This is a genomic window from Streptomyces sp. NBC_01497 (assembly GCF_036250695.1).
GTDB lineage: Bacteria > Actinomycetota > Actinomycetes > Streptomycetales > Streptomycetaceae > Streptomyces.
In genome coordinates this window covers 1769101-1790687 of sequence record NZ_CP109427.1, presented here as the reverse complement: position 1 = coordinate 1790687, position 21587 = coordinate 1769101, and the positions used below count along the sequence as shown (strand labels likewise).

Below are 21587 nucleotides of genomic sequence, written 5' to 3'. Positions count from 1 at the left end.
GCCTCACTCCGTGCCCTCGTAGTCGGTGTACGTCAGGCCCTTCGCCGCGAGGCGCTCACGCATCGCGTTGACGTCCAGGCCGAGTTCGCCCTTCGCGTACCGGTCCCGCGAGCGCGCCTCCTTGTCCTCGCGGGACCGGGAGGCCCGCGCCACCTCCGCCGCCGTCAGACGCGGCACCACCACGGCACCGTCGTCGTCCGCGACGATCACGTCACCGGAGTGGATGATCTGGCCCGCGCACGCCAGCGGCAGCCCGATGTCGCCGAGGGTCTCCTTCACCGTGCCGAACGCGCAGACATGCCGTGACCACACCGGGAACCCCATCGCCGTCAGCTCCGCGATGTCCCGGCAGCCGGCGTCGATGACGAGGCCGCGCACCCCGCGCGCCGCGAGCGAGGTGGCGAGCAGCTCGCCGAAGTACCCGGCGTCGGAAGGGGAGGTGGGGGAGACCACCAGGATGTCGCCCGGCCGGCACTGCTCGACGGCGACGTGCAGCATCCAGTTGTCGGCGGGCGGCACGCTGACCGTCACCGCGCTGCCGGCGATGTGCGCGCCAGGGAAGACGGGCCGCAGGGCGGGGGAGAGCAGGCCCGTCCGGCCCTGCGCCTCGTGGACCGTGGCCACACCGAAACCGGCGAGGGCCGAGACCGCGGCCTCGTCCGCGCGCGGTGTGTTCCGTACGACGACGCCGCTCATGCCGCGTCCGCCCAGGGCAGCAGGGAGACGTGCACCGCGTCCTCGCCGTTCTCGCCGCCGACGGTGCGGATGGCGCGGTCGGTGTCGGCGAGCGGGAAGGTGTGGGTGGCCAGCCGCTCCAGCGGGAAGCGGCCCGACGCGAGCTGTTCCAGGGCGAGTTCGCAGGCACGGTAGCTGTGTCCGCGTGCGCTCTTCATGGCGATGGACTTCTCGGTGAGCTTCTTCAGCGGGAAGTCGGGGAAGGCCGCGACCTCGCCCTGCACGACCATGGTGCCCTCGCGGCGCTTGAGCGCGTCGATGCCGAGCAGGACGGGCGCGGTGCCCGCTCCCGCCGTGCAGTCGAGCACGACGTCCACACCGCGGCCGCCGGTGAGTTCGAGGACCCGCGCCAGCGCGTCCTCCTTCCGGACGTCGATGACGGCGTCCGCGCCGAGTTCCTTCGCCATCGCGAGGCGCGCCGCGTCCTTCGTCGTACCCGTCATGATGATCAGTGAGGCGCCGGCCTGCTTGCAGGCGACGACCTGCGACAGGCCCTGCTGGCCGGGGCCCTGGATGAGGACGGTGCTGGCGTAGCCGACGCCGGCGGTCACCAGCGCCCACTCGATGCCGTTCGACAACGGCGTGACGAGTCCGGCCAGTTCGGCGGAGACTCCGTCCGGCACGCGGTGCGTCACCGAGTTCCACGGGAGGTAGAGGTACTGCGCGAAACCGCCCCACAGGTGGTACGGGTTGTTCGCCGACGTGTAGCCGTAGCGGCGCGCGTCGGGGTTGGTGCGCCAGTCGGTGCCCTCGCAGTGGCGGTACTCGCCCGCGTGGCACCAGGCGCAGCGCATGCAGCCGACGTAGTGCTCCACGAAGATGCGGTCGCCCTCGACGAGGCCCTTGCGCTCGGTGAACTCCCGTCCGGCCTTGGCGATCACGCCGACGTTCTCGTGGCCCATGATCACCGGATCGGCGAACGGCGGTTTCCCGTACATCTTGACGTCCGTGCCGCAGATACCGGCGACCTCGACCTTCAACAGGGCGCCGTCGGCCGGAATGTCCGGCATCGGGAACTCGCGCAGCTCTGTCGTGCCGGGACCTGTCCTGACCGCCGCCAACACCTGCTCTGCCATGACTTCTCCTCACCCGTGGGGAACGTTCGCCGGGCTGTTCCGCGATGGTTTGCGTGGGGGACACTACTCTATGGGCTGATGGACTGACCATGGTACCTTTCGACCGTCGAGAGGTCCGTGCGCGAGAGAATCGAGCAGCAGACATGGCAGAGACGACTCGCACCGGCGACCGCACTCTCCTCGCGGTGACCCGCACGCAGGGTGACAACGAGGCGCTCAAGACGGGAGAGGTGAAGCCGGCCGGCTGGTCCTTCGCGTTCGAGGAGGTCCCCGTCCTCGTGCACGCCTTCCGCCGGATGGTGCGCGGCCTGGAGTTCGACGTCAGCGAGATGGCCCTCACCACGTACCTGGTCGCCAAGGAGCACGGCGCCCGCTTCACCGCCGTCCCCGCCTTCCTCGTGCGCGGTTTCCACCACGGCGCGATCCACTACAACCCGTCCCGGTGGCCGGGGATCCGGAGCCCCAAGGACCTGGAGGGCCACCGCGTCGGGGTCAGCCGCGGCTACACCGTCACCACCGGCGTGTGGGCCCGTGCCGTCCTCCAGGAGGAGTACGGCGTCGACCTGTCGACCATCACCTGGGTGCTCTCCGGCGACGAGCACGTCGAGGCGTACGAGCCGCCGTCCAACGTCGTCCGGATGCCGGCCGGCACCACCCTCGAACAGATGCTGGCCGACGGCGAGTTGGCGGCCTGCATCGGCGCGGGGGCGGACGTGCCCGGTGTCACGGCACTGATCCCCGACGCGGAGGGCGCCGGTTACGCGGCGCTGCAGACCCGCGGGTTCTACCCCATCAACCACCTGGTGGTGGTGAAGGACGAACTCCTGCGGGAGCGGCCGCGACTGGGCGCCGAGGTCTTCGACGCGTTCGCACGGGCGAAGCAGCTGTACGTCGAGCGGCTGCGCGCCGGGACGATCGAGAACCCGACGGCCACGGACCGGATGTACGCGCGCGTCCTGGAGACCACCGGCGAGGACCCCCTCCCGTACGGCATCGCGCCGAACCGCGCGGTGCTCGACACACTGCTGCGCCACGCGGTCGACCAGCGCATCCTGCGCCGGGCACCGGCGCTGGAGGACGTCTTCGCCACGAGCACGCTGGAGGTGACGGGCTGATGCGGGTCGCGATCACGGCCGACCACAACGGCACCGCCCTGCGCGACGACCTCGTCCGGTGGCTCACCGCCGAGGGGTACGCGGTGGACGACCGCGGTGGCGCCCCCGACCCCGCGACCGTCGTCGACTACCCGGCGCTGTGTGCCGACGTCTGCGGCGAGGTGGTCGCCGGCCGCGCGGACCGGGGCATCGTCCTCGGCGGCAGCGGCCTCGGCGAGACCGTCGCCTGCAACAAGATCCGCGGCATCAGGGCCGGGCTGTGCCACGACGAGTGGAGCGCCGGCATCTCGCGCGGCAACAACGACGCGAACGTCCTGGTGCTCGCCGCGAAGACGCTGCCCGCGCTGGAGGCGCGCAAGGTGGCCGACCGCTGGCTGACGACCCCGTTCAAGGGCGGTGTGCACGCCCGCAGGGTGGCTCAGATCGCCGCCCTGGAGCGCGGCGAGACGCTGTCCTGACACCCGGCACCCGCGCGTGACGGGTCCGTGTGACGGGTCCGTGCGCCAGGCGCGTACGTGGGAGCGCGGCGACCCCGGGCCGGGGCCGCTCGGGCGGCCCGCGCCCCCGGTGGCGCGGGTTCGTGAGTGCCCCCCGGTGACGCGGGGTTCACGCGAGCCCGCTCAGCCACGCGCGGATCGTGAGCGCCCGCTCACGCGGGGTTCGTGAGCGCGCCGCGCGGTGGCGCGTACCCCGCGGGGAGCTGCTGCTCGGCCCAGATGATCTTGCCGCCCTCCGCATACCGGGTGCCCCACCGCTCCGCGAGCTGCGCCACCAGGAACAGTCCGCGACCGCCCTCGTCGGTGTCCGCGGCGTGGCCCAGGTGGGGGGAGGTGCCGCTGCCGTCGGTCACCTCGCAGATCAGTCGCTGGTCGAGCAGCAGCCGCACGGTGATGGGCCCCGCCGCGTACCGGATCGCGTTGGTGACGAGCTCGCTCAGGATCAGCTCGGTGGTGAACCCCGACTCCGCGAGACCCCACTCGGCGAGCTTCGCCGCCGCGACGGTCCGCACATCCGCGACCGCGGCCGGATCGCCCGGCACCTCCCAGCGCGCCACCCGCTCGCGCGGCAGCACGCGGGTCCGCGCCACGAGCAGCGCGGTGTCGTCCGCCGCCCGGCCGCCCAGCAGTGCGTCGAGCACCTCGGTGCACACCTCCTCCGGCTCGCCCCGAGCGCGGGACAGCACCGCGGCCAGGTCCGCCATCCCCTCGTCGATGTCCCGGCCGCGCTCCTCCACCAGGCCGTCCGTGTACAGGACCAGCTCGCTGCCCTCGGGGACCACCACCTCCGCCGACTCGAAGGGCAGGCCGCCCACGCCCAGCGGCGGGCCCGCCGGCAGGTCCAGGAACCGCACCGCGCCGTCCGGGTCCACCAGGGCCGGCGGCAGATGCCCGGCCCGCGCCATGGTGCAGCGGCGGTCGACAGGGTCGTAGATCGCGTACAGGCAGGTCGCGCCCATGATCCCGCGGTCGGACTCCGCGGAGTTCTCCCGGTCGATGCGGTCGGCGAGCTCGTCCATGCGCGCCAGCAGTTCGTCGGGCGGCAGGTCGAGCGCCGAGAAGACGTGCACGGCCGTGCGCAGCCGGCCCATGGTCACCGCCGCCGCCACGCCCTGACCGACGACGTCGCCCACCACGAGGGCCACCCGCGCGCCGGGCAGCGGAATGACGTCGAACCAGTCGCCGCCGACACTCTTCTGCGCGGGCAGGTAGCGGTACGCCACGTCCAGCGCGCTCTGCTCGGGAAGGGCGCTCGGCAGCAGGCTGCGCTGCAGGGCCACGGCCATGTCGTGCTCCCGCGTGTAGCGGCGGGCGTTGTCGATGGACACGGCGGCCCGTGCCGCCAGCTCCTCCGCCAGGGCCAGGTCCTCGTCCTCGAAGGCGCCCGAGTCCGTGGACCGCCAGAAGTTCGCCACCCCGAGCACGGCGTCCCGCGTGTTCAGCGGCACCGAGATCAGTGACCTGATGCCGTAGGACACGACCCGCGCCGCGCGCTGCGGGTCCTGCGCCTGCCAGCTGGTCGCCTTGCGCAGGTCGGGCTCCAGTACGGCATGCCCGGAGAGCAGTCCCCGTACCTGGGGCGAGTCCTTGGCCAGCCGCAGCCGCGCCCCTGGGCGGAACAGTGGATCGGTGTCCACGACCCCGACGAGGGCGACGCGGCGGAACGTGTACTGGGTCCCCCCCGGGGGCTCGTCGCCGCGCAGTACCGGGTCGACCAGGTCCACGGTGGCGAAGTCGGAGAACTGGGGGACGGCCACCTCGGCCAGCTCCTCGGCGGTCCTGCGCACGTCGAGCGTGGTGCCGATGCCTATCCCGGCGTCGTACAGAAGTTCGAGCCGGCTGCTCGCCGCCTCGGCCCGGCCCGACAGTGCGCGCAGCTCCGTGGAGTCGCGCAGCGTCGCCACGCTGCCCGGCGGGCCACCGTCCGTCCCTGTACGGCGCTGGTTGACGGCCAGCACCCGGCCACCGACGAGGTGCACCTCGTCGGTGGCCGTACGGTTCGACACCAGCAGTTCCGCCATCGGAGGCGGTAGGCCCAGCTCCGCCACGGGACGGCCCCGGGCGTCGGCGGGCAGTTCGAGCAGCCGGTGGGCCTCGTCGTTCGCGAGCAGCAGGATGCCGTCGCCGTCCACGATGAGCACGCCCTCCCGCGCGGCGTGCAACACCGCGTCGTGGTGCTCGTACATGCGGGTGATCTCCGTGGGCCCCAGGCCGTGGGTCTGCCGCAGCAATCGCCTGCTGATCAGCGCGGCGCCCCCGGTGATGACGGCGACGGCGGCGGCGGCGCCCCCCAGCAGCAGCGGGAGCTGCCGGTTCACGGAGTCGCTGACGCTGCTCATCCTCACCGCGGCGCCGACGGCGCCGACCACTTTCCCGTCATCGTTCTCCACGGGGACGAACGCCCGGAACTGGGAGCTGAGGGTGCCGGTGGTGCGGCTCTGGACCGTCCGGCCGGCCAGCAGCGGCGCCATGTCCTGGTTGCTGCGGCGGCCGATCAGACTGGGAATGGCGGACGTGAGGCGTATTCCCTGCCGGTCCACGACCGTCACGAAATCGACGTCGGCGCCCTGCATCGCGGCGCGGGCCTGCGGCTGGAGCACCTCCGACGCGCCGGGCGAGGTCATCGCCGTGGCCACCCCCGGAGCGTTGGCGAAGCCCTCGGCCACCGCGAGCGCCCGCTGCGAGGCGTTCTCGGACTTCTCGTGCTGAATCGTGTACACCAGCAGGAGGCCCGCGCCGACCGCGATCAGGAGCACCACCACGAGCTGGAGCAGGAACATCTGGCCCACGATGCTGCGCAGGCTCGCCAGCGACCTGATGCCGACCGGGGCCTGTCGCCCCCCGCCGTCCACGGGGCGGGCCGGCTTCGGGGAACGCACGTGCCGATGTCGCGCCATATACCAGTTTTACCCGCAGGTGGACGGCGCTGCTGAGCCGCTCGTCGCCCGCCGTCTCACGGCACACCGGTCCCCTTTGCGGTGGGCACTCGCCCCGGCCAGGCCGGGCGCTCGTTCAGCCCTCCCGCCGTTGCGCGAGGAAGCGCAGGATCCGCGCCGGGGCCGTCTCCCGCGTCTGCTCCGCCACCGGCACGTCCCAGTACTCGGCGGCAGGCAGGCACTCCTGGAGGTAGCGCGCCGCGGACGGCGCGTGCGAGGCGTCCTGGCCGGGGACGATCAGCGCGGGGACGTCCAGCGTCAGCAGGTCCTCCGGCTCGGGGCCCGGCACGGTGTCCCGGTCGAAGAGGTGGCGCACGAGGCCCGTGACCGTCGTCGCGTACCGCTGCGGATCGATCGCCGCGTAGCGCTCGGCGAACGCCTCGTCCGTGCGCAGCACCGACACCCACGGGCCGACCCGCGGGTCGGCGGTGAACCCGGACGCCGAGCCGCGCGCCAGTGCCACGACCCCGGCGAGGCCCTCGTCCCGCGCGTAGGCCAGGTGCTCCTGGAAGCGCGCGTGCTGCTTCATCCGGTACCTGACCCCGCCCGCGGGCGAGTACAGCACCATGCTGAGCACCCGCTCGGGGTGCGCGACACCGAAGGCCGCCACCGTCGAGCACCCCACGCAGCCGCCCATCAGGTGCGCCCGTTCGATGCCGAGGTGGTCGAGCAGGCCCACCCCCTGCGCCACGTAGTGCGCCCATGAGATCCGCTCGATCCGGCCGCCCGAGTGCCCCGACTCGCGACGGTCGAAGGTGACGCAGGTGTACGAGCGGGAGAGGTGCTCCAGCAGGTCCAGCCGCTTGTAGACGCCGGTCGTGCGCCAGCTCTCCAGCGTCGAGTCGAAGCCGCCCGGAGAGAACATCAGCAGCGCGGGCCCCTGGCCCGTCACCTGGTAGCGCGTGCGCAGGCCGCCGATCTCGACCGTGCGCGTGGCGCCGGCGTCCTCGGTCTCCGTGTCCTTGGTTCGTGTCGTGGGCATGGGCCCGTTCCTCTCAGTTCCCGGCGGGCGGGACGGGGATGCCGCCCGCCACCTGCCGTGCCGCCCGCACGTCGGCCGCGTACGCGCTGATCGCGTCGAGCGTGGTCCGCGCGACGTTCGCGTACGTGTCCGGCGGGTCGTCGATCGCCGACGCCGCGTAGCCGATCGCCGCGTGCGCCATCCGCATCCGGCCGTCCAGCCAGGGGCCGCCGCCGAACCCGCCGACCACCGGCACGGACACCGCCCCGGCGACGGCCGCGCCCACCACGGGGCCGGAGTTGGTGAAGTTCAGCAGTACCGCGCCCGCGTCCTCAAGAAGCTTGGCCTCCGCCACCATGGCGTCCCGCATCTCCACCGGCACGGCGTCGTCCGCGGAGGGGATCGCCTTGTACTCGACGCCGTAACGCAGCGCGGTCTGGGGGGTGATGCCGAACTGCGCGAAGACCGGGATGCCGGCCCGGGTGATCTCCGTGACCGCCTCGGGGAAGTCCGACGCGGCGTCGACCTTCACCATGTCGACGCCCGCCTCCTTCACGAAGCGGATCGCGGCGCGCACCGCGCTGTCCGTGCCCTCCTGGAGCGGGCCGAACGGGAAGTCCACACTGACCAGCGCGCGGCTGACACCCCGGCGGACCGCCTGGGCGACGGTCACCATCTGGTCCATGGTGATCTCGAAGGGGTTGGCCTGCCCCCACAGATTGACTCCGACGGTGTCGCCCACCGACACGATCTCCACGCCGGCCCGGTCCACGATCCGGGCGATCTGGTAGTCCCAGGCGACGACGCCGACGATCTTGCGGCCCTCGTCCTTCATCCGCTGGAGCGTGCCTGTCGTGACCTTTTCGGCCATGGTGCCGCACCGCCTTTCGCTCTCGTCGCCGGCAGCGGTTGCCGGCCCGTTCCGTCGGCCTCTTGCGACCGGGCGGGCCGCTTCGGCCCGCCCGGCCGGGCCGGCCCCGTCCGTCCGTACGTCCCTGCGCCCATCCGGACGGCGGACGGAGGGACATCGCGCGGCTGCCCGTTCCCGCATGCGTGAGGGGCCGTACGGACGCGCCCGGCCCGTACGGCCCCTCACGCATGCGCTCACACCCGCAGGGCCGTGAGCAGTTCGAGCACGTCGTTCTCGTCCGCCGACGGCAGCAGCACCCGGGCGTACGGCCGCAGCGCGGCGACCGCGTCCTGTGCCTCGTAGTCGATGCCGAGCACCAGGCCCGCCGTCGTGATGCCGCGCTCCCTGCACGTCCTGCCGATCGCCTCCGCGTACGCCCGGCCCGTGTCCTCGGTGGCGAGTACGACGACCACGTCGGTGCCGGTCAGCACCTGCCGCAGCGGTGCGGGCACACCGTCCAGCCTGCGCAGCACCGGATCCAGCGGATCGCCGCCCTCGCACGCGTAGAACCGGGCGTGCGCCCACTGCCGTCCCGCGACATGGCGGGCGACCGCGACCGCGCGTTCGTCCAGCGCGATGACCCGTGCGGCGCGGGCCGGCACGATCGGCCGGTCGATACGGAACCGCGACTCGTAGGCGGAGGTCGCCCGCGCGCACTCGCTGAGCGCGGCCCCCGGTGCCGCCGCCGCCGATGCGGCCGTCTCCCGCTCCGTTGCCTGCGCCACGGTCACACCGTGGTCTGGCGGACGCCGGGCTGGACCGTGACCGCGTCCCGGCAGGCGTCGAGGAACGACTCCGCCTGCGGCAGCACGATCGCCGCCGAACGGACCTTGTGGTGCTCGGGGTTGACCCCGGGAGGCGTGACACCCTCGTCGCGCAGCGCCACCACGGCCTTCCGCAGCTTCTGACGCGCCTTGATGATGCCGCTGTCCGCGGGGACGAGGCGTTCCTTCGTCCGGTCGACGATCGGGCCCATCGACTCCTGGAGCGACGCGTCCTGCATCGCGATGCCCGCGACGCCGGAGTACGTCTCGCCGCGCTTTTGTGCCTCGCGGTCGATCAGGTAGTCGTTGTCCATGTTGGCGGCGGTGCGGTAGGTGCCCGGGATGTTCTTGCTGTGCACGCCGTGGCCGTCGATCATCGCCTGGCGTTCCGCCTCGGTCAGCGCCCGCACCGGGTGGTAGTCGAAGGAGTAGGCCCAGCAGTTCTCGTCGTCGATCGGCACCCAGAAGTGACCGTGCACCGGGTGGTCGCCGCGCGGCGGCACCATGGTGAAGTTCGGCATCACCCACGGCGTGATCCGCCAGTAGTACGTGCCGTCCTCGGCGTTGCGGCGGGCCCCCACGAACAGGCCGCCCTCGGTGTCGGCGACCTCGAAGAAGGGCTTCGTGTCCTTCATGTTGTACTCGTTGCCCTTGGCGCCCTTGAACAGCGGGTCGGTCTTCAGGCCGCCCGAGTGCAGGAACGTGACGTGGCTGGAGTCGATGCCGCCCTCGAAGGCCTGCAGCCAGTTGCACTGCTGTACGCGCTTCGAGGTGTACGTCTGCTCGGCCGGCACGTGCGCGAACTCGAACTCGGGCAGCGGCGGCTTCTTGGCCGGGTCGCCCATGTAGGTCCACAGCAGGTCGCCGATCTTGACCAGCGGGTACGAGGTGAGCTTGACGTTCTCGCAGAAGCTGCTGTTGTCGGCCTCCGACGGCACCTCGATGCACTGCCCGGTGACGTCGTACTTCCAGCCGTGGTACGGGCAGCGCAGCCCGGAGCCCTCGTTGCGGCCGAACCACAGCGAGGCGCCGCGGTGCGCGCAGAACTCGTCCATCAGGCCGTAGCGGCCCTCGCTGTCACGGAAGGCGACCATGCGCTCGGACAGGAGCTTCACGCGCACCGGCGGACAGTCGTTCTCCGGCAGTTCCTCAGCGAGCATCGCCGGCATCCAGTACTGCCGGAACAGCTCGCCCATCGCCGTTCCCGGGCCGGTCTGCGTGAGGAGCTCGTTGATGTCTTTTCTAAGCACGGCCGTTTCCCTTTCACGTGGTGGCCCGTCACCGGGGTGACGGCAACCCTGCGTTGACGCACGGCGCAGCGGTCAGGGCTGCTCCGGGGGGATCTCGACGGTCAGTCCGTCGAGTTCCTCCGTGACACGGATCTGGCAGGAGAGGCGGCTCGTGTCACGCCGTTCGGACACGGCCATGTCGAGCAGGTCCTCCTCCATGTCCCCAGGGCCCCCGACCCGTTGGGCGAAGTCGGCGCCCACGTAGACATGGCAGGTCGCGCAGGAGCAGTTGCCACCGCATTCCGCGACGATCCCGGGGACTCCGTTCTTGACCGCCGCTGCCATGACGGATTCACCGATCGATGCGTCGACCGTGTAAGCGCGGCCGGAGCTGTCGGTATAGGTCACTTTGGACAAGATCCCTCGTGTCCTCTCACTCGGACGTCCCCGAAGTGGCGGGACGCGCGGCTCCCGTCCTGCGGGGCCGTTGGTATGTCCATTAGACCAGACCCTCCGTCGGCCGCACAAGCGCCTGTCGGCGGGTGCCCCCAGGGTGTGCGGGCGGGGGTGCGGCAGCTCCCCGCGAGCCGTTGACATGCCGAAATCCCTGGCCTTAGGGTCCTACCAATGCGCCGCCGTGGCACTCCCCGTCCGGTAAAAGGTCCGGGGAGGTGCGGAGGAGAGGTCCGGACGAGACCGTCCCCCGGCGCGCCGGCCCCTCGCGCGGGGGCCGGGTACGACGACAGGGAGGGCCCCGTATGGCCAAGGACGCGATCGTCAACGACAGCCTGGCGGCGAAGTTCGCCACCGAGAAGGACTCCCCCTACACCCGCTGGGTGGCGGACGAGGGCCTGGACATCATCGCCGCGCACTACGTTCCCGACCTGCGCACCGTGGAGCTCAAGGACTGGGAGCGCAGGGGCGGCCGGGGTGTGTTCATCAACCACGAGGCCACCCGTACGTCCAACGACTGCTACGTGTGCGAGATCCCCGCGGGCGGCAAGCTGGCCCCGCAGCGCCAGCTGTTCGAGGAGATGATCCTGGTCCTGGAGGGCCAGGGCTCCACGAAGGTGTGGAACGACCAGGGCGGCGAGGTCACCTTCGAGTGGGGCCCGGGATCCCTCTTCGCCATCCCGCTCAACGCCCACCACCAGCACTTCAACGGCTCGGGCAAGAAGGCGGCGCGGTTCGTCTCCTCGACGAACATGCCGCCCATCATCAACCTCTACGACGACGTCGACTTCGTCTTCGGCACGGAGAAGGACTTCCCGAACCGCTTCAACGGCGAGCCCGACTACTTCTCGCCCAAGGGCGAGCAGAAGGGCCTCCTCCTCGACACCAACTTCGTCGCGGACGCGGTCAACCTGCCGCTGGTCGAGGCCAAGGAGCGCGGCGCGGGCGGCGGCCACATCCGCTTCAACATGGCCCGCGGGTCGATGAACAGTCACATCTCGCAGTTCCCCGTCGGTACGTACAAGAAGGGCCACCGGCACGGCCCCGGCGCGCACGTGATCATCCTGTCCGGCACCGGCTACAGCCTGATGTGGCCGGAGGGCGAGGAGCCCCGCCGCTACGAGTGGGGTCCCGGCTCGCTGATCGTGCCGCCCAACATGTGGTTCCACCAGCACTTCAACACCGGTGAGGAGCCCGGCCGTTACCTCGCCTTCAAGCACGAGGTGGTGTCGGTCCGCAACGCGCAGGGTGTGCCGAAGGCGTGGATCAGCATGCGCATCGGCGGCGACCAGATCGACTACGCGGACGAGTCGCCCGTCGTGCGCGACATGTTCCGCGACGAACTGGCGAAGACCGGCGCGAAGCCGCAGATGGACGAGGTCTACGAGGCCGAGATCCCGGGCCTGCCGCCCAAGCCGTGAGCCGCGGGGCGTGAGCGGCGCGCCGCTGGTCACGCGGCCCCGCAGCTGCGGGGCCGCCCGATCATGGGCGGCGCGCCGCCACCACCGCCCGGACTCCGTGCGGCCCGCCTGATGACCCGGCGGGCCGCACGGTGCGTGAGGAGTACGAACGTGCAGCACGACGAGCACCACCACCACGGCCACCACCACCGGCACGACGACGGCACGGCGGAAGCAGCCGCCGTGTACTCCGCCGCGTACGCCCCGGGCGGCGACCACGACCACGACGACGAGCCGCTCGGCCCGCTGCAGGACAACCCGATCTGGCAGCAGGACAACGTCACCCTGCGCAGCGTCGGCATGGACATCGGCTCGTCGGGCACCCAGGTGGTCTTCTCCGAACTGCGGCTGCGCCGCATCAGCGAGGAGATGACCAGCCGGTACATCGTCGTGCGCCGCGCGACCACCTACCGCTCGCCGGTCGAACTCACCCCGTACGCGAGCGCCGAGAGCATCGACGCGCAGGCGCTCGGCTCGATCATCGACCGCGCCTACAACGCGGCCCGTGTGCACCCGGACCAGGTGGACACGGGCGTCGTCATCCTCACCGGTGAGGCGCTGCGGCGGCAGAACGCGGCGGCCATCGCGGGTGTGCTCGCCGAGCGCGGGGGCGAACTCGTGACGGCGACCGCCGGGCACCACATGGAGGCCATGCTCGCCGCCTACGGGTCGGGCGCCGCGCAGGCCTCGTACGAGCGGCGGCAGCGCATCCTCAACGTCGACATCGGCGGCGGCACCACGAAGCTCGCCCTCGTCGAGGACGGCCGGGTGCTGCGCACCGCCGCCGTCCACATCGGCGGCCGGCTCCAGGTCACCGACGAGGCGGGCAGCATCGTGCGGCTCGACCCGGCGGGCCGGACCCACGCGGCCCGTGCCGGATACGCCTGGGAGCGGGGTGACGCGGCGACGCCCGAGGAGATCGGGAAGGTCGCGGAGACGATGGCCGACACCCTGATCACCGCCCTCACGGCGGAGGTGCCGCCCGCCGACGTGGCCGATCTGTACCTCACGGAGCCGCTCGGCGCGCTCGGCCGGATCGACGGCCTGATGGTCTCCGGCGGAGTCGCCGAATACGTCTACGAACGGGAGACGCGACGCTTCGGCGACCTCGGCATGCCCCTCGGCCACGCCCTGCGCCGCCGGCTCGACACCGGTGCGCTGCCCTACCCGCTGCTGCCGGCGGGGGAGTGCATCCGGGCGACCGCGCTCGGCGCGAGCGAGTACAGCGTCCAGCTCAGCGGCAACACCGGTTTCATCACCTCCCCGGAGGCACTGCTGCCCCGCCGCAACCTGCAAGTGGCCAAACCTGCCTACGAGTTGGCTGAGAGCGTGGACGCGACGGAGATCGCCGCGGCGGTCCGCCGCCAGCTGGTCGCGCTCGACGTGGTGCCGGACGCGGACGTGGCCCTCGCGATGGGCTGGCAGGGTCTGCCGAGCTACGAACGGGTGGTGGCGCTGGCCACCGGCATCCGCGACGGACTCGCCGAGCGCACCGCGCTGGGACGACCGGTGTACGTGATGCTGGACGGCGATGTCGCGATGACCCTGGGGCGGCTGCTGCGGGACGAGTTGGAGGTGCCGGGGGAGATCCTCGTGATCGACGGGGTCAGCCTGCGGGACTTCGACTACATCGACATCGGCCGGCAGCGCTTCCCGTCCCACACGGTCCCCGTGACCATCAAGTCCCTGATCTTCAGTGAGGACCCGCGCGCCGGGGCCTGACCCCGGGGCCGCGCGGCCCGTGCCGGCCGCGCGGCCCCTCGCCACTCGGTGCGCCGTCGTGGCGCGCGGGATCCCGGGGGCCGGTGACAGGAGGGGCGGACCGCCGTGGCGGTCCGCCCCTCCTGACCTTCCGTACGCCCCTACCGGCGGCTCTCACGCGGCGGGCGCCGCGCTCTCCACCCCGGTGATCAGCGACTTCAGCGGGGCCTCGGCATCGGCCGCGGCGCCCGCCGGGATGGTCGCCCCCTGGGTCAGCGCCTTGCGGACCGCCATGTAGTCCGCCGGGCGGTTGACGGCGTCCACCGCGAGGAGCCGGCCGTCGCGGTAGTAGAGGACCGAGAAGTGCTCGTCGTCGACCGTGCCGCGCACCACGGTCGTGTCGTGCCCGAGCGACAGTCCCGCGATCTGCAGGCGCAGGTCCCCCTGGTACGACCAGAACCACGGCACGGCCTTCGCCGGTGCGGTGCGCCCGAGCAGTGTGGCGGCCGCGATCTGCGCCTGCGCCACGGCGTTCTGCACCGACTCGATCCGCACTCGGCCCTCGCCGGTCAGCGGGTGCGGCTGCACCGTGCAGTCGCCCGCCGCGACCACGGACGGGTCGCTCGTCCTGGCGGACGCGTCGACCACGATGCCGCCCTCGCACACCAGGCCGAGCTGCTCGGCAAGTTCCGTCCTCGGTACCGCTCCGACGCCGACCAGGACCAGGTCGGTGGGGAGGACCGTGCCGTCCGCGAGGACCACGCCGGACACCCGGCGGCCGTCGGCGTCCGGCTCGAAGGCCGTCACCCCGGTCGAGAGCAGCACCTGAACGCCCCTGCGCCGGTGCGCCCGCGCGTAGAAGTCGGAGACGACCGGTGCCACGGCCCGGCCCAGCAGCCGTCCCGCCGCCTCGACGACGGTCACCGACAACCCTGCCGCGCGCGCGGCGGACGCGGCTTCCAGGCCGATGAAGCCGCCGCCCACCACCACCGCGCGCGAGGCGGAGGCGAGTGCGCGGCGCAGGCCGGCCGCATCGTCGTGATCGCGGAGGTAACACACTCCGGCCAGCTCAGCGCCGGGCACGGACAGCCGCCTGGGGCCCGCCCCGGTGGTCAGGGCGAGCCGCGCGTAGGGCAGTTCACGGCCGGACGCGGTCAGCGCGCGGCCGGGCCGCAGGCTGGTGATCCGCTCGCCGCACACCAGGTCGATGTCGTGGTCCGGGTAGAAGGACGGCGTCCGGAAGGCCAGCGAGTCGAGCTCCGCCGTGCCCGCCAGGAACTCCTTCGACAGGGGTGGCCGCTGGTAGGGCGCGTGGGGCTCCTCGCCGACCAGGGTGATCGGCCGGGTGTCGCCCAGCTGCCGCAGCGAGACGGCCAGTTGGAGCCCGGCCTGGCTGGCGCCGACGATCAGTGTGCCGTCACTCGTCGCGCGGCCTTCGCCGTCCTTGCGTGGCATCGGGAACCCCTCTCAGTCGATGCTCGATGTTCTTAATGTAATACCATTGAACCATCGGGCGGAAGCCGTACCGGTGCGGCGCCTGTGACTGTGCGGTCACGTGCCCGAATCGTTGACTCGCTCTCCGGCCCGTTGATATAAAGGTTAGGCCAATGAAGTCAGGCTGAATGCCCGAATCAATCACGGCCGAGTCAGTGGTCTGAGGCCGGACGGACTCATAACTCCCCAGCAGTGCCCGTTCGTTGTGGCCTGCATGGCCGCGTATCTGAATCTGTCTCTCCCCGGCGGGCGCCGGGGACAAGACCGCCGCACGGACCGGTGGACGCCGCCGCGCCCCGGTCCGACATCACGAGGAGAAGTCTATGAGCGAGAAGAAGGGGCGGGTCTTCCTGCGGGGGATCACGTCGGAGACCTACGGCCTCAAGGAGTTCCGCCGCAGCCAGCTGGACGCCCCCCGTGTCCGCGACGACTCGATCGTCGTCGACGACGCGAAGGTCGGCCACAGCGGCGACTCGGAGAAGTCCCGTACCTGGTGGCGGATCGGCCCCGGCGACGACCCGTTCCTCACCCAGAGCCTCCAGGTCCACTTCGTCGAACTGCCCCCGCAGTCCTCGAACCACGGCCACGGCCACCAGAACGAGGCCGCCTTCTACATCCTGGAGGGCGCGGGCTACGAGATCCACGACGACCAGCGTTACGAGTGGGAGAAGGACGACCTCGTGATCGTCCACACCGACTCGGTGCACCGGCACTTCAACCCGTACGACCAGACGGCGAAGTGCCTCATCTTCAAGGCCAAGTCGCTGTGGATGTACCTCGGCCTCATCCAGCAGGGCCGCAGCGGCCCCATCGACAGCCCCGACAAGTTCGGCGAGCGCGTCGACTGGTCGCAGCTGTGGACGCCGAACGTCGAGAAGATGCGCAAGGTCGTCAAGTCGGCCGACACCCCCTGGGAGTCCACGCCGCTGGGCAAGGTCCGCACCATGTCGCAGCCCGGCGACGACGTCCGCACCTTCAGTGTGGACACGTACGTCCTGGAGGTCCCGGCGGGCAGCCGTTCCGGCAAGCGCTGGACGATGGCCGACGAGGTCCTGTACGTGCGTGAGGGATCCGGCTACAGCCTTCACTGGGAGGTCGAGGCCGAGATCGCGGAGAAGTACTACGCCCGCATCGCCAACGAGCCCACGCGCCACGACTTCAAGGAGGGCGACACGGTCTACGTACCGCACAACACCGTCGCCCAGCACTTCGCCGCCGACGGGTCGCCCCTGAAGCTGATCTCCGCGCAGAACCGCCAGTTCAAGGAGCTCGGGTACCAGAACACCGTGTTCCTGGAGAACGCCCCGGAGTACGACGGTCCCGCGGGAGCCCGCTCCTGACGCGGTCCGGTCCGTTTTCGCGATGACGTGGGGCGCTCCCGTCCCGCGCGGAGCCGACGAGGAGACGAGATGCGACAAGAGGGCCCGACCGCGGCCCAGGTGTGGTCCGACCCGGCCTTCGCCACGGCGTGGCTGGGCGGCGACCCGAACGGCACGCGGGACCTGCTCGAACTGCCCCGCACGATCGCGGCGCAAATGGTGGCGGAGGACAAACCGGAGCCCACGCTCATCGTGGACATCGCGAGTGGCGCGGGGAAGTTCCTCTCCGTCCTGCTCACCGCGTTCCCGAAGGCCAGGGGCGTCTGGTCGGACGTCTCCGAGACCATGCTCCAGCAGGCGAGGAAGGACCTGGCCGGCTTCGGCGACCGGGTCACCTTCCAGGTCGGCGACATGCAGGCGCTGCGCGCGGCGGGGATCCCCGAGGGCGCGGACGTCATCGCGAGCTCGCGGGCCAGCCACCACCTCGACCGGGCGGAACTGCACGCCTTCTACCAGGAGGCGGCGGGGCTGCTGGCCCCGGACGGCTGGCTGGTCAATCTGGACCACATCGGTCCCGAGGACGTGTGGGACCGGCGCTACCGGTCGGTGCGCAAGAAGTACTGGGCCCCGCGCAAGCCCGCACCGGCACACCATCACCACTACCCGCTCACCGCGGTGGACGACCACCTCGACGGGTATCGTGCCGCGGGTCTGAGCGAGGTGGACGTCGCCTGGAAGGCGTTCTACACCTGCCTGTTCGTGGGCCGCCGCCCACCGGCCTGATCCACCGCCCCGGCCCTGCGTCGCGCATCCTGTGCGCTGCGCGACGCGCGGGCCGGGCACCGAAGGACACCCGGCACACCCCGGGAGACCACCGGGCCCGAACGCCGTCGGGCGGGAGAACCGTCGGGCGGCCCGCCAGGGCCCGCACACCGTCAAGAAAAGACACCGCGCACTGCCGCGCACCCCTTGAGCACGCGCGCCCGGCACCGCAGGGCCGCGTGCTCACTCGTACGTACATGCAAGGACGCAAGCACGTGACACCCGAGACAGAACTGAGGGCCGAATCCCCACCCCGCCGCCGGACCGCCCTGCGCGGCCGGCACGCACAGAGATGGCTCCACGTCAGTCTGCCGCTGCTGATCGCCTTCTCAGTGGCGCAGTTGAGCAAGTCCTCCATCGGCGTCATCGTCACCGACCACGCCTTCAGCCACCAGTTCGGTCTGGACAAGCACCCCGGCTCCGTGGGGTGGCTGACCAGCCTCTTCCTCTACGCCTACGGCATCGCGCTGTTCGGCTGGGGGTTCGTGCTGAAACGGCTCGGACCACGCAAGTCGATGCTCATCGGCACCGCGATCTGGGTGCTCGCCCTGGCACTGCCACCGTTCGTGAACAGCCTGAACGAGCTGTACGGGACGCGCATCCTGCTCGCCATCGGTGAGGCGTGCTTCTACCCCGTCGCGCACACCCTGACCGCACGCTGGTTCCCGATGCAGGAACGGGGGCGCGCCAACGCGTCCTGGCTCTCCGGGATCTTCGTCGGATCCGCGATCGGCAGCTCGCTGACGACGGTGATGATCAGCGGTACGGGATGGCGGGTCACCTTCCTCACCCAGGCCGTCGTCGCGGCCGTGTTCGCCTTCCTGATCGTGCTGATCTTCCTCCAGGACCGGCCCGAGAACGCGGACGGGATGAGCGAGGAAGAGGTCCAGCACATCGAGGCGGACCGCTTCGAGAACACGACCACGGTGCCCAAGCTCGGGCCGGAGTCGCCGTTTCGCAACTACCGCTACTGGCTGACCATGCTGATGTACATCGGCACCAACGCCCCGTTCTACGGGCTGGTCACCTGGGTGCCGCTCTACCTCCAGCAGGCCCGCCACGTCACCCTCGGCAACATCGGCATCGTGCTGACGGTCGCCAACGTGCTGTCCATCGTGGTCATGGTGCTGGTGGGCCGGGCCTCCGACCGCAAGGTCAAACGCGCGGGCTGGGCGGCCTGGGGCTTCGCCGTGGAGGGCGTCGGGATCGCCGGCACCGCCCTGTTCACCAACGCGGGCGTGGACAGTTTCTTCATCTTCCTGGGCCTCGCGGGCAACGCGTGGTGCGTGGTGACCAACTGGTCGCTGCTGCACAGTCTGATGCCGACACGGCAGACCGAGTACTCCAGCAGTGTGTTCTCGTCGCTGACGAACCTGGTCGGCGCCGTACTGCCCGCGCTCATGGGCACCCTGCTCACCGCGACGGGTTCGTACACGGCCGGTTTCGGAGTGCTGTTCGTCGCCGTGCTGATCTCGCTCGGGTGCTGTCTCGTGCTACGGCCTCAGGGCTACTGAGCACGGTCCCCGCGGGGGCCGGCGGGGTCTGCCGCCCACCCCGCCGGGGAGCGCGGGGCGGGGCCGCGGGGCCGGGAGTATCCGGCCCGCGGCTCGCTCACGCGTTCTTGGCGGGTTCCTCGTCCAGGCAGAGCCGGTCGGCGGTGCGCGTCAGGTGCTCGCGCATGATCCGCTCGCCCGTCGCCACGTCGCCGGTCCGTACCGCCTCGACGATGGCGCGGTGCTCGTCCAGGCCGCGGCGGCCCATCTCCGGCGCCGTGCTCTTGGCCTTGGCCAGCGACATCAGCAGCGGGCCGTGGAAGGACTGGATCAGCATCTCGAACGCGGTGTTGTGCGTCGCGGCCGCCAGGCGGGTGTGGAATTCGGCGGACAGCTCCACGTGGTAGTCGCCGGTGTCGAGCGCTTCTTCCTGCCGGTCGCAGATGGCGTTCAGCTCGGCGATGTCCTCGTCGTCCACGCTCTCGGACAGCAGCGGGATGATGCCGACCTCCAGCACCATGCGGACCGCGGTGACCTCGGTGGCCGTCACCGACGACAGGGTCAGCAGGTCGACGATGCTCGCGCCCACCCGGTCACTGGTCGGCTTGGTGACGAAGGCGCCGCCGTGCGCGCCCACCCGGATCTCCACGAGGCCGCTGGCCTCCAGCACCCGCAGGGCCTCGCGTACGGTGACGCGGCTGACGCCGAACCGCTCGCACATCTCCCTCTCGGGGGGCAGCCGGTCCCCGGCGGTGAGCTTGCCCTCGTGGATGAGGGTCCGCACCTGGTCCACGATCAACGCGGAGATGCGGCGGTCGTTCACGGGAGTGAGAAGCCCGGCCTGCCGGCCGTCGTCCTTCGCACTCGCTCGGCGCGCCGGCATGGAGAGTCCTTTCGTCATGCATTGACCGTCCTAGTCTACCGGAATAGGGTATGACCAATGATCCCTGTGGCCCGAACAGCCCACCGTAACCCCTGACGCGGTGACGCGGGCCCGCTCCGGTCGCTCTCCTCGGTCGCCGTGCCGGTGGCCCGCGTCGAGCGGGTCCCGTCGGTCACGCTCGTGGGCCGTGCGGTCCGGGGGACCGCCCGCGGTCGTGGCCGACGATTCTTTCACGGTCGGACGGGTCAAGTCTCCCATGGTCCAACTCGGTTCTGTCGCAGGCCTACTGAAGCGCGCGTTCCGGGTGAGCGGGGCGTTGTCGTCACGCGACGGACACGGTTGCGCATCTCGCAAGAAAAGCCTGCGCGACTATTGCAATGGTCATACCGTCAGCCCAGAATGTCACTTGTTTTTCGGCGAGGCCCCACGAAAGACACCCACCGGTCGGGTTCCACGGGGCCCTCGACTGGAGGTGGCGGAAATGCGCGGACGACGCGCACCGCACGCACCACGAGCCGTGATGACAACACTGCGTTCCCCTGTGCGGATGTCGGGCGCACTCCTGCTCGCCGGCGCCCTGACCGCCTGCGGAGGAACCACCGGCGGCGGCGCCGTCACCAAGGTCGCCCCCGCCCAGCAGCCGGGCCAACTCCTCGCCCAGGCGAAGAAAGAGGGAAAGCTGCTCTGGTACACGACATTCGCGGACGACGATGTCGACGACATGATCTCGGCATTCCAGAAGACGTACCCCGGAGTGAAGGTGGAGGCGCTGCGGCTGAGCGCCGACAAACTGCCCTCCCGGCTCGTCACCGAGCAACGCGGCGGCAAGTTCAACGCCGACGTCATCTCGGCAGACTCCGAACCCGTGTACCAGCTGATCAAGGTCGGCACGCTCGCCCCGTACCGTGTTCCTGAAATTCCCGCGCTGCCCAAGGAGTTGCAGAACCTCCCGGACGGCTACCGCAATGTCGTGTACATCAACACCAGTGCCATCGCCTACAACCCGCAAGCGGTCAAGTCGCAGCACCTGCCGGTGCCGACGCAGCTGGAGGACCTCACCAAGCCCGCCTGGAAGGGCAAGTTCTCCATCGACCCCAAGGCCATCAACTGGTACGAGGGGCTCATCTCGGCCATGGGCCACGACAAGGCGCTCGCCCTCGTCAAGAAGCTCGGCGCCAACCAGCCCCGCCTGGTGGAGAGCCACACCCAGTCGCTCACCGAGGTGCAGGGCGGAGAGCCGGCCGCCGTCGCCAACGCGTACGGCTACAAGGCGGCCGCACTGAAGAAGAAGACACCGACGCGCCTCGCCTTCTCCAACCCGGACCCACTGCCCTCCGCCGCCGTGCTGGAGGAACTGGCCAAGAAGGCGCCCCACCCGGCCGCCGCGAAGCTCTTCATCGACTGGATCATGTCGAAGGAGGGGCAGAAGCAGGTCGTCTCCATCACGAACCACGTCTCGCTGAGCGACCTGGCACACGACGACCCCTCGGTGTGGAACGAGAAGAAGTGGAAGCCGGCGTGGTCCACACCGGTGATCGAGCCCGACAAGTACGACATCCTGCTGCAGGAATACCAGAAGGCCCTGCACGCCATCTGACCCCCGCGCAGCTCAGGGGGGTCCCGGTGGCGGGTACGCGGCCGACGCGGACGGCACCGGCTCCGCCAGGCGGTGTGCGCCGCCCGCTCCGTACTCCTCACACACCCCCAGTACCCCTCGCATACCGCTCATTTCCACGTAC

At 71.0% G+C, this 21587-nt stretch carries 18 protein-coding genes; 8 read left to right on the top strand and 10 right to left on the bottom strand.

The window, feature by feature from the left end; genetic code table 11:
- Positions 1 to 3: 3 nt before the first annotated feature.
- Both OG310_RS07640 and OG310_RS07635 read right to left on the bottom strand, forming a co-directional pair.
- A complete protein-coding gene (locus tag OG310_RS07640; RefSeq protein ID WP_329455116.1) occupies positions 4 to 696 on the bottom strand; it encodes a 4-carboxy-4-hydroxy-2-oxoadipate aldolase/oxaloacetate decarboxylase in 693 nt (230 codons plus the stop codon).
- Positions 693 to 1811 (bottom strand): zinc-dependent alcohol dehydrogenase, encoded by a 1119-nt coding sequence (locus OG310_RS07635; protein WP_329455115.1) that lies wholly within the window; start codon positions 1809 to 1811, stop codon positions 693 to 695. The genes OG310_RS07640 and OG310_RS07635 overlap by 4 nt, the downstream gene beginning before the upstream one ends.
- Positions 1812 to 1954: 143 nt before the next feature.
- On the opposite strand from OG310_RS07635, the gene OG310_RS07630 reads away from it, so the two are divergent.
- Positions 1955 to 2926 carry an ABC transporter substrate-binding protein gene (locus tag OG310_RS07630; protein ID WP_329455114.1) on the top strand — a complete coding sequence of 324 codons (972 nt, stop codon included), beginning with the start codon at positions 1955 to 1957 and terminating at the stop codon, positions 2924 to 2926.
- Complete coding sequence (locus OG310_RS07625) at positions 2926 to 3384, top strand: RpiB/LacA/LacB family sugar-phosphate isomerase (protein WP_329455113.1); 459 nt, start codon at positions 2926 to 2928, stop codon at positions 3382 to 3384. The genes OG310_RS07630 and OG310_RS07625 overlap by 1 nt, the downstream gene beginning before the upstream one ends.
- Positions 3385 to 3575: 191 nt before the next feature.
- On the opposite strand, the gene OG310_RS07620 is transcribed toward OG310_RS07625, so the two are convergent.
- The 6 genes from OG310_RS07620 to OG310_RS07595 form a co-directional block, all read right to left on the bottom strand.
- On the bottom strand, positions 3576 to 6203 hold the full coding sequence (locus tag OG310_RS07620; protein WP_329460068.1) for a SpoIIE family protein phosphatase: 2628 nt from the start codon (positions 6201 to 6203) through the stop codon (positions 3576 to 3578).
- A gap of 232 nt (positions 6204 to 6435) precedes the next feature.
- Positions 6436 to 7341 carry an alpha/beta fold hydrolase gene (locus tag OG310_RS07615; protein WP_329455112.1) on the bottom strand — a complete coding sequence of 302 codons (906 nt, stop codon included), beginning with the start codon at positions 7339 to 7341 and terminating at the stop codon, positions 6436 to 6438.
- 13 nt (positions 7342 to 7354) lie between these two features.
- Complete coding sequence (locus OG310_RS07610) at positions 7355 to 8191, bottom strand: 3-methyl-2-oxobutanoate hydroxymethyltransferase (protein WP_329455111.1); 837 nt, start codon at positions 8189 to 8191, stop codon at positions 7355 to 7357.
- 233 nt (positions 8192 to 8424) lie between these two features.
- Complete coding sequence (locus OG310_RS07605) at positions 8425 to 8955, bottom strand: 3-methyl-2-oxobutanoate hydroxymethyltransferase (RefSeq protein WP_329455110.1); 531 nt, start codon at positions 8953 to 8955, stop codon at positions 8425 to 8427.
- A 2-nt stretch (positions 8956 to 8957) separates the two neighbouring features.
- Complete coding sequence (locus OG310_RS07600) at positions 8958 to 10244, bottom strand: aromatic ring-hydroxylating dioxygenase subunit alpha (RefSeq protein ID WP_329455109.1); 1287 nt, start codon at positions 10242 to 10244, stop codon at positions 8958 to 8960.
- 72 nt (positions 10245 to 10316) lie between these two features.
- The gene (locus tag OG310_RS07595) at positions 10317 to 10631 is read right to left on the bottom strand and encodes a 2Fe-2S iron-sulfur cluster-binding protein (protein WP_329455108.1); all 315 of its coding nucleotides are present in this window, start codon (positions 10629 to 10631) and stop codon (positions 10317 to 10319) included.
- Between the two features lie 350 nt (positions 10632 to 10981).
- Here OG310_RS07595 and OG310_RS07590 point away from each other — a divergent pair, with 350 nt between their 5' ends.
- Positions 10982 to 12097, top strand: a complete 1116-nt coding sequence (locus OG310_RS07590) for an ethanolamine ammonia lyase-activating protein (RefSeq protein ID WP_329455107.1) — start codon at positions 10982 to 10984, stop codon at positions 12095 to 12097.
- 150 nt (positions 12098 to 12247) lie between these two features.
- Positions 12248 to 13858 (top strand): ethanolamine ammonia-lyase reactivating factor EutA, encoded by a 1611-nt coding sequence (locus OG310_RS07585; protein WP_329455106.1) that lies wholly within the window; start codon positions 12248 to 12250, stop codon positions 13856 to 13858.
- Between the two features lie 153 nt (positions 13859 to 14011).
- On the opposite strand, the gene OG310_RS07580 is transcribed toward OG310_RS07585, so the two are convergent.
- Positions 14012 to 15292, bottom strand: coding sequence for an NAD(P)/FAD-dependent oxidoreductase (locus OG310_RS07580; protein ID WP_329455105.1), 1281 nt, complete (start codon positions 15290 to 15292; stop codon positions 14012 to 14014).
- A 362-nt stretch (positions 15293 to 15654) separates the two neighbouring features.
- Here OG310_RS07580 and OG310_RS07575 point away from each other — a divergent pair, with 362 nt between their 5' ends.
- The 3 genes from OG310_RS07575 to OG310_RS07565 all read left to right on the top strand — a co-directional run bounded on the left by OG310_RS07575 (position 15655) and on the right by OG310_RS07565 (position 18986).
- Positions 15655 to 16671, top strand: coding sequence for a cupin domain-containing protein (locus OG310_RS07575; RefSeq protein ID WP_329455104.1), 1017 nt, complete (start codon positions 15655 to 15657; stop codon positions 16669 to 16671).
- Between the two features lie 69 nt (positions 16672 to 16740).
- On the top strand, positions 16741 to 17433 hold the full coding sequence (locus OG310_RS07570) for a class I SAM-dependent methyltransferase (protein WP_329455103.1): 693 nt from the start codon (positions 16741 to 16743) through the stop codon (positions 17431 to 17433).
- 254 nt (positions 17434 to 17687) lie between these two features.
- A complete protein-coding gene (locus OG310_RS07565; RefSeq protein ID WP_329455102.1) occupies positions 17688 to 18986 on the top strand; it encodes an MFS transporter in 1299 nt (432 codons plus the stop codon).
- Between the two features lie 97 nt (positions 18987 to 19083).
- Here the strand turns inward: OG310_RS07565 and OG310_RS07560 are convergent, their stop codons facing one another.
- Positions 19084 to 19866 carry a FadR/GntR family transcriptional regulator gene (locus tag OG310_RS07560; protein WP_329455101.1) on the bottom strand — a complete coding sequence of 261 codons (783 nt, stop codon included), beginning with the start codon at positions 19864 to 19866 and terminating at the stop codon, positions 19084 to 19086.
- 529 nt (positions 19867 to 20395) lie between these two features.
- Between OG310_RS07560 and OG310_RS07555 the strand changes: the two genes are divergently transcribed.
- Positions 20396 to 21445 (top strand): ABC transporter substrate-binding protein, encoded by a 1050-nt coding sequence (locus tag OG310_RS07555; RefSeq protein ID WP_329455100.1) that lies wholly within the window; start codon positions 20396 to 20398, stop codon positions 21443 to 21445.
- Positions 21446 to 21587: the final 142 nt, after the last annotated feature.